The sequence below is a fragment of the Streptomyces sp. NPDC005811 genome, from assembly GCF_040630405.1.
In the GTDB taxonomy this organism is placed as follows: domain Bacteria; phylum Actinomycetota; class Actinomycetes; order Streptomycetales; family Streptomycetaceae; genus Streptomyces.
The window spans coordinates 60650-77686 of sequence record NZ_JBEXXK010000033.1 but is presented as its reverse complement, the minus strand read 5'-3'; the positions used below and the strand labels follow the sequence as shown (position 1 = coordinate 77686).

The following is a 17037-nucleotide window of genomic DNA, read 5'->3' as shown; positions in this document are numbered from 1 at the left end:
TTGCCCTGCTCTGTGTCCGACCGGTCAGCCGGTCAGGAGTCCCGCCATGGCACATGCCAGCCCCGCGAGGACCCAGAGGACCCCCCACCTGATCCAGCGGTACTTCTCGGCGAGGATGACGCTGATGTCGACGGCCTGCGTCAGCAGCCAGGCCGCCGGATCACGCCCCTCCCGCACCGCCGCCGCCCTGATCTCCTCCATGCCTCCGTCCTGATGGAGGGCCAGGACGTCGACGTAGTAGGTGAGGCCCGGACCGCTGCGCCGGGTGCGGCTGCGCGGCAGGACCACACGGACCAGCGCGCCGACCCCCGCCAGCCACCCGGCGAGCGCGAGGGCGAACAGCACCGGAGCGGCGGGTGTACGCACGTGCGGCAGGCCGGTGATGCCCAGCAGCACGGTGGGCAGCGCGATCACGAGGGTCAGCAGGAACGATGCCTTGGCGTCGGCACGTCCGGCGTCCTCCCGGATCACCGCCAGCAGCCGCGCGGCCACGAACTGCGCCTCCGGCTCACCGGCCGGGGCCGGTGCCCCGGTCACCGGGCGCTCTGTCCCCCGCCGTCCGGCGGCTCCGCAGCGGTGTCCCAGTAGTCGTCGTCACGCCTGCGGCGGCGATCGTCGTACGAGGGCCTGTCGTACGGCGCCGGACGGTACGGCTCGGGGGCCGGACGGTACGGCTCGGGCTCGGGCTCGGGGTGATACGGCTCCGGGTGATAGACCGGCGGCTCGTACGGCTTGGGCTCGTACGGCTTGGGCTCGTACGCCTCGGACGCGTACCGCTCGGGCTCGTACCGCTCGGGCTCGTGCCTCTCCGGCTCGTGCCTCTCGGGTTCGTGCCTCTCGGGTTCGTACGCCTTCGGTGGCTCCGGCGCGTACGACGGGTCCGGTACGCGTGCGCGTGGCGGTTCGGGCTCCCGCATCGGGAGTTCCCTCGGCGGCGGGACGAACGGGGCGGGCACGGCGGGGCCGGGCACGGCCGGCGGGGTGAAGCCGCCGGGGGCCATCGAGGCGAGCACCCTGGTGCGCAGGAACCCCTCCAGCTCGGGGCTGGTGATCCGGCCCTGCTGCAGCATCCGCAGGAAGAACTCCTGCGTCTCGCGGCGGCCCTGGGCCTCGTCCTCCCGCATCATGGCGATCACATCGGCCACGTCCTCCTTGCCGCCCACGGCCATCAGGTAGGTGAGCCGGTCCTCCGCGGAACCGGTCGTCAGCCGGGAGCAGGCGGCGAACTTCCGCGCCACCTCCTCCTGCTGCGCGGTCTGCTTACGGGCCTCCGCGACCTGGTCGAGCCGGATCTGGTCGGTGCTCACCTCCACGAACATCCGGGTGAGCAGGCCCGCGTCGGCCCCGAGGTCGGCCCAGCGCCCGGCCTCGGTCTCCGCGAGGATGGCCTGGTTGGCCCGCTGCGCGTCCTCCACCGCGAACCGTCCGGAGACCTGCCGCAGCCGGGAGACGATCTCCGGCCCCAGGTCCCGCTCGATGCTGGACAGACGTTTCTCCGCGACGAGCTGAAAGTCCGTCACCTCCCAGCGCAGGGTGACCTTCGTGCGGAAGCAGGAGGCCGCGTCCGCCGCCGGCAGGTCGAGGCTGAAGACGGTCGTGTGCCGTCCCCGGGCTATCTCGCAGACGCTGACGGGCCGTGCGTAGAAGCGCCGGGGCACGAGCTGCTCCGTCCCCCTCGACGTCACCAGGCTGCAGCCGCCGCCCTCGTAGTAGACGACCGAGGCGATCTCGGCGCTGGTGTGCCGGAACCTGGCCCCCTGCAGCGCTCGTTCGCGCAGATACGGTCCCGCGATGTGCTCGGGAAGGCCGCCCGCCTCCGGCTGCCCGTTCTCGATCACCGCTGCTCCCTTCCTCCGGCCCTCAGGCCTGCCCCCACCGTGTCGAGCACATGGCCCGCGAAGCGTTCGTCCATCGGCTCCCCCGGGTCGGCGGCCATCGCCTCCAGGGCCCAGCCGAGCCGCTGCCAGTCCCGTTCCTCACGGACCAGGACCGGAAGGAACCACACCAGCGCGCGCAGCAGTTCGCCCGCCGCCTCCTCCGGCCGCCCGTCCGGCGGTGGCCGGTCCCGGTCGAACACATAGGTCCGGCGGCCGTCCGCCGTCACCGCCGCGTCCCGTTCCGCCGCGCGCAGCCATCCGCACAGTCCGTCCAGGGCGCGCTCGCCGGAGAGATGGCTGTCGAAGACCCGCCAGAGCAGCCCGGCCAGCGGTCCGGCGGCCTCCGGCACGGTGACGGCGAGCGCGAGGGGCAGCGGCCAGTCGCGGCGCAGGCCCATCCCGTCGTCGACGGCCGCGGTGTCGGCCCGGGGCACGGCCGGGCGGCTCGGGACCGGCTGCCACAGCCCCGGCACCCGGACCGCCGTGGACGGACCGGCCACGGTCCCCGCACCCACCCGGTCGGGCCGCCGGGCCGCCCGGGCCGGGGCCCGTCCGGCCGGCTCCCCCGCGGCGCCCTCACCCCGGTGGTCGCCCCGGTCGCGGTCGTCCGGGGTGTCGTCGTCGGAGGTCTCGGGTTCCCAGTAGTCGTCGCAGCGGGCCGTGCACAGCCGTACGCCGGTCAGCAGGGCGAGGTCGCGGCGGTCCCCGGTGATCTCGCCGGCCCACTCGCCCAGCAGCGTCAGCGCCTCGGCGGCCCTGCTGCCGGCGGCCAGCCGGGTCAGGGCGTACGAGGCGACCTGAAGGTGGGCGCCGTCGTCCCGGGTGCCGAGCCCGCCGAGCAGTTCCACCGCCGTGCGGGTGTCCGGCTCCGCCCGGCCGTGGCCCAGGACCAGGGCGGCGGTCCAGCGCAGGCCCGCCGGGTCCGCGTGCGCCCACTCGTCGACGAGGCCCCGTACCGCCGTACGGTACGGCTCGCGCCGCCCGGCCTGGTCCAGTGCCGTGGCGGCCGCGTACCGCCGGCGTGCGGAGCGCGCGGAGGCGAGCGGGGCCACCAGCTCGGCGAAGCCGTACCCCGGGTCCGCGGCGCACAGTTCGCCCGCGGCGAGGGCGGCACGGACCCAGACCTGCGGCCGGGGGTCGTCCGCGAGGGCGCGCAGCCAGCGCACGACGGGCGCGCGGGCCGCGTGATGGCTCTGCCAGACCTCGGCGAGCACGGCGCCCGCGAAGGCGGGCCCCTGGTAGCGGACCGTGCGGACCGGCAGCGGCACCCCGGCCAGGCTCTCGTCCTCGGCCTCGCCGTACTCGGCGCGGCCGGCCGCGAGCACGCCGTCCCAGTCCTCGGCGAACACCGGGCTTCCGTGTTCCCGGCCGGGCATCCGCGCGGACAGCAGTTCCCGGGCCAGCAGGTCGGCCGCGTCGGCCACCGCGCTGAAGGCCTCGCCGTCCAGGACGGCCAGGGCGACCCGGAAGGCGAGGTGCCGCAGCAGGGTGCGGGGCGCGTCGTCGGCCGTCTCCCGGCCCGGTCGGCCCGGCTCGCCGGTGTCCGCGGCGGCGGGCCGGTGACGGGCGTCGGCGAACCAGGCCCGGACCTGACCTCGCACCAGATCGCCGCAGCGGTCCAGGAGTTCGGGCCGGCTCAGGTCACCGCGCAGGTGGCGTACGAGCAGGGCCGCCAGCGCGTCGGTCTCGGCGGGGCGGAGCCGGTCCGGCGGGATGCCCAGCGCCTGGTGCAGCACCGGATGGCGCAGGATCCGCTCTCCCCGGTCCAGCGCGTCCGGGCCCGTGCCGTCGGCGTCCGCGAGCCGCCGCGTCAGATGCCAGGACAGCAGTTCCTCGGCGGGGGGCGCGGGGCAGCGCAGGGCATGGCGCCCGGTGAGCAGGGCACCCGCCGGGGTGGACGGGGAGGCGACCAGGACCGCGTAGGCGTCCCGCCGGGCCAGGGCGGCGGCGAGGGCACCCAGGTGGGCCTCGCCGGGCGGGGTCCACTCGCCGGGCAGGTCGGGCAGGTGCAGGACGAACCCGCCGCCGCGCGCGACCCGTTGGGCGACCTTGGCGGGATCCCGCAGGATGCGGCCCAGCGAGGACACGTCCAGCCGGGTCACCCGGCCCGGAGCGAGGCCGTCGTCACCGCCCTCGTCCGGATCGGTGACGTCGGTGTCGTCGGTGTCGTCGGTGACGTCGGTGACGTCATGGCCGCCGACGTCGGTGTCGGTGCGGCCGTCGTCGGTGCCGGTGCCGTCCGCCGGTCGCACGGTGGCGGGCCGGCCGGCGCCGGTCAGTTCCTCCAGCAGACAGAGCGCGGTGGTGCGGCGTCCGGTGCCGGGCGGCCCGACCAGGACCAGCACCCTGCGTTCGCGCAGCGCGTCCTTCAGGAGCTGGTAGCCGTCGGGGGCGCGGTAGGTCAGGCTCAGACGGCGGAGTTCCGTCTCCGGCACCTCGCCGAGGACGGCCGAGCCGCCGTCGTCGGAGCCCACGTAGACGTTGCCGAAGTGGGCGTGGCCGAAGCGGGTCCGGTCGAACACGCTGCTGTTGCCGCGGATGCTGAACCGGGCCCGCCCCTCGGAGCGGGCGCGGTGGGCGGCCCGGGTGCTGCCGGCGGCGCCGTCGGACGCGAGGGGGCTCTGCATGGCCTCCCGGAAGCGCTCCCCCTCCCGCTGCTGCCGTTCCTCCCACTCCGACCGGGCCCGCCGCTCGGCTTCGTCCTCGCCCCCGGCTCCGTCGGACTCCTCGTCCCGGCCGTCCCGCCCGCCGTCCTCGCCCGCGCGCCCCTGGTCATGCTCGCCACGACGGTCGTCGCCCCGCTCGCCGCGCCGGTCGCCACGGTCGTCCCGTTTCCGATCCCGGTCGTCCCGGTCGTCGCGGTGGTCACGATCGTCCCGGTGGTCCCGGTGGTCCCGGTCGCCGTACCGCTCCCCGCCCCCGACGCCCCCGTGACCGCGGTCGCCGTACCGCTCGTCCGCCCACTGCTGCGGGGCCTGGACGGGCCCCCCGGCCGCCGCCCCGCCGACGCCCTCCGCGCTCATCGGGCGCCTCCGTCACCGTCGCGCCGCCCGCGGGACACCCGTCGGCCGAAGTGACCCCCGCGCACGACGGAGTCGGTGATCACGAAGTTGTCGCCCTCCGCCACGTCGATGTCGAAGACGCCGCCCGGTCCGCCGTCCGGGTCCTCTCCCCCACGGGGGACCCGGACGGCTCCCTTCCGGTCCGCCCGCGAGGGCGTACCGTCCGCGCCGGTGCCGACGGCCTCCGGCCGCTCCCGGCCCGTCGCGGCGCCAGGACCCGGCGCGTCCACCGAGCCCACCGCGCCCGGCCCACCCGGCTCACCCGGCTCACCTAACTCGCTACGCCCGTCGGGCCCGTCCGGCGTGGATCCCTCGTCGCCCGGCACCACCGGCCGGGGCTCGCCGGGCACGTGGAACCAGGCGAGCGCCGGGCCCTCCTTGAGGGTCAGGGGCGCCGAGCGGTAGGCGGAGGGCTCGATGAAGCGCCCGCCGTGCCGGATGACGTCCTGGTACAGCCGCTCGGACGCCACGCACACCAGGTCCCGCCCGGAGCGCTCCAGCACCGCGCGGGTGACGGCGGCGTCGGCGAGCCGGCACACCAGGTCCATCGCCTCGCCGGCCAGCCCGTTGTCGTCCTCCTCCACGGGGCCGACGTGCAGGGCCACCCGCAGGCCGAGCGGCCGGCTGCGCTCCTCGTTGAGGGGTCTGAGGCCTTGGTGGACCTCGGCCAGCCACGGCCCGATCAGATGAGCGGGCGGCACCCTGGCGTCGAGCGCGGCGATGAAGCCGTCGCCCCGGTCCTCGCGGTGCATCAGCGCCGAACCGATGCCGACGGCCCGGAAGGATCGGTCGGCCAGCTCGTACACATCCCGCCGCATGCGCAGCTTCGCGCCATGGGACAGGCCCCCCGATCCCCGCACGTCGACACTCATCAAGAACTTGTAGACAGCGCCGTTCGGCACCTGCATCGCCCCCCGTTCCACATGAACGGGGATCAGCATTCCGGAATCCGGTTGGGCTGGATGTAGCCGTTTACACATTGCGATGCTCGATCCGGAGCATCGCCAAGGGCGCGCGCCCGGGGCGCACACCACCCACCCCTTATTTCACTACCGCGCGCCCCCCGAATGGGTGACAACCCGGCACACTCCGCATACAGGTGCCCACACACCGCAAAGGGGCGGCCAAGGCTCAGGAATCGAGGCTCGCGCCCGCCGCGAGGACCTCCAGGACGGTCCGGTCGAGAATCTCGACGCGGCGCGGCCGGGTGCGTACCGCACCGGCGTCCCTCAGCGGCCGAAGCGCCTTCGCCACCGCCTCGCGGGTCGCTCCCACGGCGTCCGCGAGGTCGTGCTGCGCGAGGTCGACCGGCAGCATGTCCCCTGTCTCCCGGCCGCGGCCGTCCGGCAGCGGGAGGGCGGCGAACTCCAGCAGCCGGGCCGCCAGCCGTTGCAGCACGGTCAGCGAGACGAGAGAGCGGCGCTCCTCGTCGGCGCCGCGCAGCCGGGCCGCGAGCTGGGCCATGACCAGACCGCCGGCCTGGGGGTTGACGGCGACGAAACGCCGGAAGGAGTCGATACCGACGACCACCGCGCGCACCGTCCCGAGCGCGGTCACGGTGGCGCTGCGCGGCGAGCCGTCGGCCATGGCCATCTCGCCCACCAGCTCGCCCGGTCCGCGCAGGGCCAGCAGCAGCCGGTAGGAGCTGCGGCCGGTGCTGATCGAGACGGCCGACCAGCCGTCCAGCAGGACGACGACGGTCCGGCCGGGCTCGCTCTCCCGCATCAGGTGTTCACCCGGCGCGAACGAGCGTTCGGCGCCCAGGCGTAGCAGGTCGTCCCGCAGCGGCGGAGCGAGGGCGTACAGAAAGGGTTGCGTACGGTCCGTCAGCGCCATGCGGGCCCCCTCGCGCCCCGGCCGGGCTGCCCTGCCGGAAGAGTGAAGAGCAGTGAGACTACTGGATGCGCACGAGCGGGTGACGGTACGTCAGCGGTCGGGCGCCCTGAACTGCGGCTTCGCCCCTGGGGGCTGTCCGCCGGGGGTGTGGCACGTCTCGCATCCCGCACCAAACACCAGGTCAGAAGGGTCTCGCGGCCCCGAACAGCCCTCTTCGGGTGGCCACGCGAAGAGGGCGAGCATAGCGTCGTACTAAAATATCCGGCTTGTTACGGAGCCGGCCCGGACAACCCCAGGCAGACCTGCGGGCCCGCCGGCGCCCCGGAGGCTTCCGGGATCGAGACGCGAGGACCGATGGCAGCGATTCACGAGAGCAGCGCTCTCGGCCTGCTCGACGAAGAAATCCGCGTACAGCTCGGTGACAGGGCACGCTTCTCCGGCGGGCCCGCCGCTTCCTCCCGCACGCTCGTCGACGTCTTCGAGGGGTCCGTGCGGTCGTACCCGGACGAGCTCGCCCTGGACGACGGCAGCACCCCCCTGACCTACCGGGCGCTCGCGGTGGAGGTGGAGCGGCTGCGGCGCCGGCTCGACGCCGCCGGGGTCGGGCTCGGGGACCGGGTGGGGGTGCGGGTGCCGTCCGGCACCAACGACCTCTACGTCGCGATCCTGGCCGTGCTCGCTGCGGGTGCCGCCTATGTGCCCGTGGATGCCGAGGACCCCGACGAGCGGGCCGAGCTGGTGTTCGGCGAGGCCGAGGTGCGGGCCGTGATCGGCGCCGGGCACGAGATCACCGCTCAGGAGAGCACCGCTCACAAGAGCGCCGCTCACGGAAGCACCGCTCAGGGAACCACCGCTCACGGAAGCACCGCTCAGGGAAGCACCGCTCACGGGACCTCCCGGCCGCGGGCCGCCCGGCCGGCGGCCGAGCACGACGCGTGGATCATCTTCACCTCCGGCTCCACCGGAAAGCCCAAGGGGGTGGCCGTCACGCATCGCAGCGCCGCCGCCTTCGTGGACGCCGAGGCCGCGCTGTTCCTCACCGAGGAGCCCATCGGGCCCGGTGACCGTGTGATGGCGGGTCTCTCGGTGGCCTTCGACGCCTCCTGCGAGGAGATGTGGCTGGCGTGGCGGTACGGCGCCTGTCTGGTGCCGGTGCCCCGGTCGCAGGTCAGGAGCGGGGCCGACCTCGGGCCCTGGCTGGTCGAGCAGGAGATCACCGTGGTCTCCACCGTGCCGACGCTGGCCGCGCTCTGGGAGCCGGAGACCCTCAACGACGTGCGTCTGCTGATCTTCGGCGGTGAGGCCTGCCCGCCCGAGCTGGTGCAGCGGCTGGTGACCGAGGGCCGGGAGGTCTGGAACACGTACGGCCCGACCGAGGCGACCGTGGTGGCCTGTGCCTCGCTGATGTCGGGCGAGGAGCCGGTCCGCATCGGGCTGCCGCTGCGGGGCTGGGAGCTGGCCGTCGTGGACGAGGCCGGCGAGCCGGTGCCGATGGGCGAGAGCGGCCAGCTGGTGATCGGCGGGGTCGGCCTCGCGCGCTACCTCGACGCCGAGAAGGACGCCGAGAAGTACGCGCCGCTGGAGTCGCTGGGCTGGGAGCGGGCGTACCGCAGCGGTGACCTGGTCAAGGCCGAGCCCGAGGGGCTGGTCTTCCTCGGCCGGGCCGACGAGCAGATCAAGCTCGGCGGGCGGCGCATCGAGCTGGGCGAGGTGGACGCGGCGCTCCAGGCGCTGCCGGGTGTCGCGGGCGCGGCGGCGGCGGTGCGGACCGCGCGCAGCGGCAACCAGCTGCTCGTGGGGTACGTCGTCACCCAGGACGGCTGGGACCGGGCGGAGGCGGTGGAGCGGCTGCGGGCCGCGCTGCCGGCCGCGCTGGTGCCGCTGCTGGCGCCGGTGGACGATCTGCCGACCCGGACGTCCGGCAAGGTCGACCGCAACGCGCTGCCGTGGCCGCTCGACAGTGTCGAGATGCCGGCGGGCGAGCACCTGTACGGCACCGAGGCCTGGCTGGCCGAGCAGTGGGCCGCGGTCCTCGGCACGCCGGTGACCGGCCACTCCGACGACTTCTTCGCGATCGGTGGCGGCAGTCTGGCCGCCGCCCAGCTCACCACCCGGCTGCGCACCCGCTACCCGAGCGCGGCCGTCCTGGACATCTACCAGCAGCCGGTGCTGCGCAAGCTGGCCCGCCTGCTGGAGGAGTCGGCGCACGAGGAGGGCGGCAGCCGTACGGTCGCGCCGGTCTCGAAGAAGACGCAGGGTGTGCAGCTCCTGCTGCTCCTGCCGCTGTTCACCCTGCTCGGGCTGCGCTGGACGGTCGTGCTGGCCGCGCTGGGCAATCTGCTGTCCGGGTACGGCTGGCTGCCGACCGCGTCCTGGTGGCTGGTGGCCGCCGGAGCACTGCTCTTCTTCAGCCCGCCGGGGCGGATCGCCGTCGCGGCGGGCGGGGCGCGGCTGCTGCTGCGCGGGGTGACGCCCGGCCGGTACGCGCGCGGCGGCTCGGTGCATGTGCGGCTGTGGGCGGCGGAGCGGCTGGCCGAGTTCAGCGGGGCGACCACGCTGACCGGGTCCTGGCTGGAGCGGTACGCCCGGGCGCTGGGCGCCAAGATCGGCCCGGACGTCGATCTGCACTCGCTGCCGCCGGTGACCGGTCTGCTCAAGCTCGGGCGCGGCGCGGCCGTGGAGTCCGAGGTGGATCTGTCCGGGTACTGGCTGGACGGCGACCGGCTGGAGATCGGCACGGTCAAGGTGGGCGCGCACGCCGTCGTCGGCACGCGCAGCATGCTCTTCCCGGGGGCCCGGGTCGGCAAGCGCGCCGAGGTGGCGCCGGGTTCGGCGGTCACCGGGCAGGTCCCGACCGGTCAGCGCTGGTCGGGCGCGCCGGCGGTCAAGCTCGGCAAGGCGAAGCGGAACTGGCCCAAGGAGCGGCCGCAGCGCGGCACGTACTGGCGGATCATGTACGGCGTGACCGGCCTGGCGCTGAATCTGCTGCCGGTCGCGGCGGCGGTGGCCGCGCTCGCGGTGGCCCGGGTGTTCGTGACGCCGGGCGCCGGGCTGGGCGGTGCGCTGCGGGGGGCGGTGCTGGCGCTGGTCCCGGCGACGCTCGCCTACGGGCTGGCGTACGCGCTGCTGCTGCTGGTCGCCGTACGGCTGCTGAGCCTGGGGCTGCGCGAGGGCACGCATCCGACGCACAGCCGGGTGGGCTGGCAGGCCTGGACGGTGACCCAGCTGATGGACCGCTCCCGCGAGACGCTGTTCCCGCTGTACGCGGGGCTGGTGACACCGCTGTGGCTGCGGCTGCTCGGGATGCGGATCGGGCGGGGCGCGGAGGTGTCGACGGTGCTCGCGCTGCCGAGTCTGACGACGGTCGGCGAGGGCGCGTTCCTGGCCGACGACACGCTGACCGCGCCGTACGAGCTGGGCGGGGGCTGGGTGCGGATCGGGCGCGCGGAGATCGGGCGGCGGGCGTTCCTCGGGAACTCGGGGATGACCGCGCCGGGCCGGAGCGTGCCGGACGGCGGGCTGGTCGGGGTGCTGTCGGCGACGCCGAAGAAGGCGAAGAAGGGCAGCTCCTATCTGGGCCTGCCGCCGGTGAAGCTGCCGCGCAGCACGGCCGGCGGCGACCAGAGCCGGACGTACGACCCGCCGGCGCGGCTGCTGTGGGCGCGCGGGCTGGTGGAGCTGTGCCGGATCGTGCCGGTGTTCTGCTCGGCGGCGCTGGCCGTGCTGACGGTGGCCGCGCTGTGCGCCCTCGGGGTGTGGGCGCCGCTGCTGGGCGGCCTGGTGCTGCTCGGCACGGGCGTGGCGGCCTGTCTGCTGTCGGTGGCCGCGAAGTGGCTGCTGGTGGGGCGGCACCGCACCGGGGAGCACCCGCTGTGGAGTTCCTTCGTGTGGCGCAACGAGCTGGCGGACACGTTCGTCGAGGTGGTCGCCGTGCAGTGGCTGGCGGGCGCGGTGCCGGGTACACCGGTGATGACGGCGTGGCTGCGCGGGCTGGGGGCGCGGATCGGCCGGGGTGTGTGGGTGGAGAGCTACTGGCTCCCGGAGGCGGATCTGGTGACACTGGAGGACGGGGCCACGGTGGGCCGCGGGTGCGTCCTGCAGACTCACCTCTTCCACGACCGGATCTTGCGGACGGATACTGTGGTCCTCCGTGAGGGCGCCACGTTGGGCCCTGGCGGGATCGTGCTGCCCGGCAGCACGGTCGGGGCCCGTACGACCCTGGGTCCCGCGTCGCTCGTCATGGCCGCGGAGTCCGTCCCGGACGACACCCGCTGGCTGGGCAATCCGATCGAGGCATGGCGTCCCTGAACGCGGGCCACTCGGTGGCTGCGGGCGGCGCACCGGCAAGTTCGAGTACGGCGCAGGGAGCGGACGCGGAAGTGGCAGTGCAGCAGTCGGTGGGTTCGGACCCGTATTTCCCGGACAACGGCGATCCCCGTTATCGGGTGCATCGCTACGAACTCACGCTGGACTACCGTCCCGGCCCGAACCGGCTGTCGGGCACGGCCCGGATCAACGCGATCGCGGGCCGGGCGCCGCTGGCCGAATTCCAGCTGAACCTGGCCGACTTCAGGATCGGGCGGGTCCGGGTGGACGGCCGGCAGCCGCACTACACGCACCGGGGCGGAAGGCTGCGGATCCGGCCCGCCAAGGCGCTGCGCGCGGGGGCCGCCTTCACCGTCGAGGTGCACTGGTCGGGCAACCCCAAGCCGGTGTCGAGCCCGTGGGGCGGGATCGGCTGGGAGGAGCTGACCGACGGCGCGCTGGTGGCGAGCCAGCCGGTGGGTTCGCCCTCGTGGTACCCGTGCAACGACCGTCCCGCCGACAAGGCGTCGTATCTGATCTCGGTCACGACGCCGTCGGCGTACTCGGTGGTGGCGGGTGGCCGGCTGCTGACCCGGACGACGAAGGCGTCCACGACGACCTGGGTGTACGAGCAGTCGGCGCCGACGTCGAGCTATCTGGTGGGGCTGGCGATCGGCAAGTACCAGACGGTGCTGCTGGGCGATCCCGGGCTGGGCGGTGTGCCGATGCACGGGCACATACCGGCGCATCTCCTGCCGCAGTTCTCGCGGGACTTCGCCCGCCAGCCGGGGATGATGGACCTGTTCCAACGGCTCTTCGGGCCCTACCCGTTCGACGAGTACGCGGTGGTCGTGGCCGACGAGGAACTCGATGTCCCGGTCGAGGCACAGGGGTTGTCGCTGTTCGGCGTCAACCATGTGGACGGGGCCCGGGGTTCGGAGCGGCTGGTGGCGCACGAGCTGGCCCACCAGTGGTTCGGCAACAGTGTGTCGATCGCCGACTGGCGGCACATCTGGCTCAACGAGGGCTTCGCCAAGTACGCGGAGTGGCTGTGGTCGGAGCGGTCGGGCGGTCGCAGCGCCCAGCAGCTGGCGGCCGCCGCGCACCGGTTGCTGTCCTCGCGGCCGCAGGACCTGAAGCTGGCCGACCCGGGCCGCAAGACGATGTTCGACGACCGGCTGTACCAGCGCGGCGGGCTCGCCGTGCACGCGCTGCGGTGCGCGCTCGGCGACGACGCGTTCTTCCGGATGCTGCGCGGCTGGCTCGGGCTGCACCGGGGCGGGGCGGTCACGACGGCGATGTTCACGGGCCACGCGGCCCGGTTCACCCCGGAGCCGCTGGACGATCTGTTCGAGGCCTGGCTGTACCGGCCCGCGCTGCCACCGCTGCCCGGGGCCGAGACCCGCGCGACGGCCTAGGACAATGGCCGTCATGACCACGCGTACCTGTCCGTGCGGGCTGCCGCAGTCCTACGACGTCTGCTGCGGCCGCTACCACGCTCCCGGCGCCGCCGCCCCCACCGCCGAGGCGCTGATGCGGTCGCGCTACTGCGCCTTCGTGAAGGGTGACGTGGCGTATCTGCTGCGGACCTGGCATCCGCGGACCCGGCCGGCCCGGCTGGACCTCGATCCCGGTATGCGGTGGACGGGGCTGGAGATCCTCGCGGCGAAGGACGGGTCCGCGTTCCACACGGGCGGGACGGTGGAGTTCCGGGCGTCGTTCCGGGGCGGCTCGCTGCACGAGGTGAGCCGCTTCGAGCGGGTGGACGGGGCGTGGGTGTACGTGGACGGGGAGTTCCCCGAGGCGTAGCCCCCCGGTTCAGGGGGCCAGGACGTCCAGTTCCTGGAGGGCGCCGGCCATGATCTCGCGGGTCAGCCGCTCGGCGCCGGGGCCGTCGCCCGCGCGGATCGTCTCGGCCAGCCGCACGTGCAGGGTGACGGCCGCGGGGTCCGGGTCCTCGAACATGACCCGGTGATGGGTGCGGCCGGTGAGGACCTCCGCGACGACGTCGCCGAGGCGGGCGAACATCTCGTTGCCGGACGCGGTGAGGATCACGCGGTGGAAGGCGATGTCGTGCAGGAGGTAGCCCTCCAGCCGGTGGCCCCGTGAGTGGGCCACCATGCCGAGCGCGCACGCGGTGAGCTCCGCGCACTGCTCGGCCGTGGCGTGGCGCGCCGCCAGGCCCGCCGCGACCGGTTCGATCGCCGAGCGCAGGACGGTGAGCGAGCGCAGCTGGTGCGGACGGTCGGCGCCGGCCAGCCGCCAGCGGATGACCTCCGGGTCGTAGACGTTCCACTCGGCCTTGGGGCGGACGGTCACGCCCACGCGGCGGCGGGACTCGACCAGGTGCATGGACTCCAGGACCCGGACCGCCTCGCGCATCACGGAGCGTGAGACGTCGAAGCGCTGGGCCAGCTCGTCGGTCCGCAACACGCTGCCCGGAGGGTACTCGCCGGCGGTGATGGCGGGGCCCAGGGTGTCCAGTACATGGCCGTGCAGACCCCGGCCCGGAGTGGTCATGCACTCAGCGTACGGGGTGGATCACCGGGCCAAAAAGTCAGACTTATTTGTCACAGACTCTTGATTCGTCTTACCTAATCGGATTCAGTGTCCGTCGACATCAGTCGCAACCAGTCGACTTCAGGTGTCGTCGGAAGACAGCGAGGCAGAGATGCGTACCCCCCACGTCGTCGCGGTGATGGGCGTCGCCGGCACGGGCAAGACCACGATCGGTCCCCTGCTCGCCGCCCGGCTCGGCGTTCCCTACGCCGAGGGCGACGACTTCCACCCGCAGGCCAACATCGCCAAGATGTCGGCCGGTGTCCCGCTGGAGGACGCGGACCGGTGGCCATGGCTGGACGCCATCGGCGCCTGGGCGCACGGGCGGGCCGGACAGGGTGGCGTGGTCAGCTGCTCGGCGCTGAAGCGGTCGTACCGGGACCGGCTCCGCGCCACGGCGCCGGGGCTGGTGTTCGTGCACCTCGCGGGCGACCGGGCGCTGATCGAGGACCGGATGGGGCACCGGCGGGGCCACTTCATGCCGACCGCGCTGCTGGACTCCCAGTTCGCCACGCTCCAGCCGCTCCAGCCGGACGAGGCGGGGGTCGTCGTCGACGTCTCCGGCTCGCCCGAGGAGATCACCGACCGGGCCGTACGCGCGCTCGCCGGTCTGCCCGACGACGGCCCCCTGTAGTCCGCACCCTCCCCACCCTCCCCACCCACCTCCTTCACCACTGCAAGGGACACCCGTGACCAGACTCAGCGTCGAGATGCTGGCAGCGGACACCGCCGAGCCCATCACCTCGGCCGGCCACGCCCAGCTGGGACTCGCCGTGCTGGCGGGCATCGCCGTCATCGTGCTGCTCATCACCCGGTTCAGACTCCACCCCTTCCTGGCGCTGACCATCGGCTCGCTCGCGCTCGGCGTGTTCGCCGGGGCACCGCTGGACAAGGTCATCACCAGCTTCACCACCGGCCTCGGGGCCACGGTCGCGAGTGTCGGCGTGCTGATCGCGCTCGGCGCGATCCTCGGCCGGATGCTCGCGGACTCCGGCGGCGCCGACCAGATCGTCGACACGATCCTCGCCAAGGCGGGCGGGCGTTCGATGCCCTGGGCGATGGTGCTGATCGCCTCGGTGATCGGTCTGCCGCTGTTCTTCGAGGTCGGCGTGGTGCTGCTGATCCCCGTCGTGCTGATGGTGGCGAAGCGGGGCAACTACTCGCTCATGCGGATCGGCATCCCGGCGCTGGCCGGCCTGTCCGTGATGCACGGACTGGTGCCGCCGCATCCCGGCCCGCTGGTCGCGATCGACGCGGTCGACGCCAACCTGGGCGTCACGCTGGCGCTCGGTGTGCTCGTCGCGATCCCCACGGTCGTCATCGCGGGCCCGGTGTTCTCCCGGTTCGCCGCCCGCTGGGTGGACGTCCCCGCCCCCGAGCGCATGATCCCGCAGCGGCCCTCGGAGGAGCTGGAGCGGCGGCCCGGCTTCGGGGCCACCCTCGCCACGATCCTGCTGCCCGTGGTGCTGATGCTGTCCAAGGCCCTGGTCGACATCGTCGTGGACGATCCCACGCACACCGTGCAGCGCGTGTTCGACGTCGTCGGCTCCCCGCTGATCGCGATGCTCTCGGCGGTCCTCGTCGGCATCTTCACCCTGGCCCGGCCCGCCGGGTTCGCCAAGGACCGAATATCCGGCCTGGTCGAGAAGGGGCTCGCTCCCATCGCGGGCATCCTGCTGATCGTCGGCGCGGGCGGCGGCTTCAAGCAGACGCTGATCGACTGCGGTGTGGGGCAGATGGTCCTGGAGATCTCCGAGGACTGGTCGATCCCGGCCCTGCTGCTGGCCTGGCTGATCGCGGTGGCGATCCGGCTGGCGACGGGCTCGGCGACGGTGGCCACGGTCTCGGCGGCCGGTCTGGTCGCCCCGCTCGCCGCCGACATGTCGACGACCCACACGGCCCTGCTGGTCCTGGCGATCGGCGCCGGCTCACTGTTCTTCAGCCATGTGAACGACGCCGGTTTCTGGCTGGTCAAGGAGTACTTCGGGGTCAGTGTCGGCCAGAACCTCAAGACCTGGTCGGTCATGGAGACCCTGATCTCGGTGGTCGCGGGCGGGCTGGTGCTGCTGCTCTCACTCATCCTGTAGGGGTTCCGCCGGGCGGTGCGGGCGGCCCATGATGACCTCGGGGGCGACGACTGGGGGGACGTCATGGCCGTATCACTGGGGACACGTGTGTCCGCGCTGCTGTTCGTGGGGGCGATCGCCGTGGCGACGGCCGCCGTGACGGAACCGGGCGGTACCGCGCCGCGGGCCGGCACACGGGCGAACGTGTCCGGCGGGACGGCGGGGGGCCCGGACGGGGCGGTGTCCGCCGGGCCCGTCGCGGAGACCCCGCCCGCCTCGCCGTCGCCGGGGCCCAGCGCACTGGGATCGGGGGGCACGGAGGCGGACACGAGCGCCCCGCGCGCCCCCGGAATCTCCCGTACGCCGTCACCGGGCGGGAGTGCGACGGCGGCACCCGCCGTTCCCGCGTGGCTGCCGCCCGGCCCCGTCTCCCCCGACACCGATCACCGGGCCGACCCGGACAGCGTGTACGACCTGCTCCGCTCACCGGACCGCTGCCGGGACGCCCTCACACTGATCCCCCGCACCTCCCCCGTCGGCGACGACTGGAAGGTCCTGCGGGGGCTCGCCCATGCCTGCCTCGCCGTCCAGGGACGCGAGGGCGGGGGCTGGGCGGCGGCGGAACGGGACCGCGCCGGGCTCGCGGGGGTGCCGGAGAGCTGCAAGGGGCGGGCCGCCCGGCGGGTGCTCGACGCTCTCCTCGCCTTCCACCGGTCCCGCCCCTCGGCCACCGCCCGGCCCCGGGCCGTACCCGGCACCGCGACGCCCGCCTGCGCCTACGCGATCGCCTCGGTCGACGTGGGCGGCGACGGCGAGGCCCGGCCCGGCGATCCGATCCGGATCGAGCTGCGCGGCACCTACTTCGACCAGGTGGAACTGCTGCGGGAGGGGACGGTGCTGGTCGGGGGACGGCAGGCGGCCGGGCCGCTGCGCGCCGTCACCCGGTCCGGGGACGGACTGGTGCTGGCCGCCGTGGTCCCGGACCTCGGCCTCGGCGCCGCGCAGGGGTCCGTCGGGGTGACCGTGAGCGTGCGGTACGCGACGACGGAGGCGGTGAAGGTGAACGCCTTCCGCGTACCGGGACCGGAGGTGAGCGGCCCGACCGAGGGGCCGGGCAGCACGGGCTCACCGGGCGGGTCGGGCTCACCGGGCTCATCGGGCGCGTCAGGTGGAGCCGGCGGGTCAGGCACGTCGGGGGCGTCGGGCGGGTCGGGCTCCTCCGACTCGGGCGGCACGGGGCTCCTCGGCCCGTCCGGGCTGGACCTCGACGCCACCCTCGGCAGCCTCTTCGACGGCCTCGGCTCACCCGATCCACGCCCCTGAGCGGCACTC

General features: G+C 74.2%; 12 protein-coding genes. 6 read left to right on the top strand and 6 right to left on the bottom strand.

The window, feature by feature from the left end; all coding sequences use genetic code 11:
* Nucleotides 1-24: 24 nt before the first annotated feature.
* From ABZ490_RS31290 to ABZ490_RS31270, 5 genes are all read right to left on the bottom strand, one after another.
* Complete coding sequence (locus ABZ490_RS31290) at nucleotides 25-537, bottom strand: Pycsar system effector family protein (RefSeq protein WP_358997350.1); 513 nt, start codon at nucleotides 535-537, stop codon at nucleotides 25-27.
* Nucleotides 534-1838 carry a hypothetical protein gene (locus tag ABZ490_RS31285; protein WP_358997347.1) on the bottom strand — a complete coding sequence of 435 codons (1305 nt, stop codon included), beginning with the start codon at nucleotides 1836-1838 and terminating at the stop codon, nucleotides 534-536. Before ABZ490_RS31285 ends, ABZ490_RS31290 begins: the two co-directional genes overlap by 4 nt.
* On the bottom strand, nucleotides 1835-4900 hold the full coding sequence (locus tag ABZ490_RS31280; RefSeq protein WP_358997343.1) for a hypothetical protein: 3066 nt from the start codon (nucleotides 4898-4900) through the stop codon (nucleotides 1835-1837). The genes ABZ490_RS31285 and ABZ490_RS31280 overlap by 4 nt, the downstream gene beginning before the upstream one ends.
* Nucleotides 4897-5811: a hypothetical protein gene (locus tag ABZ490_RS31275; protein WP_358997340.1), complete on the bottom strand. Its 915-nt coding sequence runs from the start codon at nucleotides 5809-5811 to the stop codon at nucleotides 4897-4899. Before ABZ490_RS31275 ends, ABZ490_RS31280 begins: the two co-directional genes overlap by 4 nt.
* 259 nt (nucleotides 5812-6070) lie before the next feature.
* Nucleotides 6071-6775 (bottom strand): Crp/Fnr family transcriptional regulator, encoded by a 705-nt coding sequence (locus ABZ490_RS31270; protein WP_358997337.1) that lies wholly within the window; start codon nucleotides 6773-6775, stop codon nucleotides 6071-6073.
* Between the two features lie 354 nt (nucleotides 6776-7129).
* Between ABZ490_RS31270 and ABZ490_RS31265 the strand changes: the two genes are divergently transcribed.
* From ABZ490_RS31265 to ABZ490_RS31255, 3 genes are all read left to right on the top strand, one after another.
* On the top strand, nucleotides 7130-11083 hold the full coding sequence (locus ABZ490_RS31265; protein WP_358997334.1) for a Pls/PosA family non-ribosomal peptide synthetase: 3954 nt from the start codon (nucleotides 7130-7132) through the stop codon (nucleotides 11081-11083).
* Nucleotides 11084-11154: 71 nt separating this feature from the next.
* A complete protein-coding gene (locus ABZ490_RS31260) occupies nucleotides 11155-12498 on the top strand; it encodes a M1 family metallopeptidase (RefSeq protein WP_358997331.1) in 1344 nt (447 codons plus the stop codon).
* 13 nt (nucleotides 12499-12511) lie between these two features.
* On the top strand, nucleotides 12512-12889 hold the full coding sequence (locus ABZ490_RS31255; protein ID WP_358997328.1) for a YchJ family metal-binding protein: 378 nt from the start codon (nucleotides 12512-12514) through the stop codon (nucleotides 12887-12889).
* Between the two features lie 9 nt (nucleotides 12890-12898).
* Here ABZ490_RS31255 and ABZ490_RS31250 read toward each other — a convergent pair whose 3' ends face one another.
* Entirely contained in the window at nucleotides 12899-13600 is a 702-nt protein-coding gene (locus ABZ490_RS31250; RefSeq protein WP_358997325.1) for a FadR/GntR family transcriptional regulator, read from the bottom strand.
* A 151-nt stretch (nucleotides 13601-13751) separates the two neighbouring features.
* Between ABZ490_RS31250 and ABZ490_RS31245 the strand changes: the two genes are divergently transcribed.
* The 3 genes from ABZ490_RS31245 to ABZ490_RS31235 all read left to right on the top strand — a co-directional run bounded on the left by ABZ490_RS31245 (nucleotide 13752) and on the right by ABZ490_RS31235 (nucleotide 17028).
* Entirely contained in the window at nucleotides 13752-14273 is a 522-nt protein-coding gene (locus ABZ490_RS31245) for a gluconokinase (protein ID WP_358997322.1), read from the top strand.
* A 55-nt stretch (nucleotides 14274-14328) separates the two neighbouring features.
* Nucleotides 14329-15726 carry a gluconate:H+ symporter gene (locus tag ABZ490_RS31240; RefSeq protein WP_358997319.1) on the top strand — a complete coding sequence of 466 codons (1398 nt, stop codon included), beginning with the start codon at nucleotides 14329-14331 and terminating at the stop codon, nucleotides 15724-15726.
* Between the two features lie 63 nt (nucleotides 15727-15789).
* Complete coding sequence (locus tag ABZ490_RS31235; protein ID WP_358997316.1) at nucleotides 15790-17028, top strand: hypothetical protein; 1239 nt, start codon at nucleotides 15790-15792, stop codon at nucleotides 17026-17028.
* Nucleotides 17029-17037 lie beyond the last annotated feature (9 nt).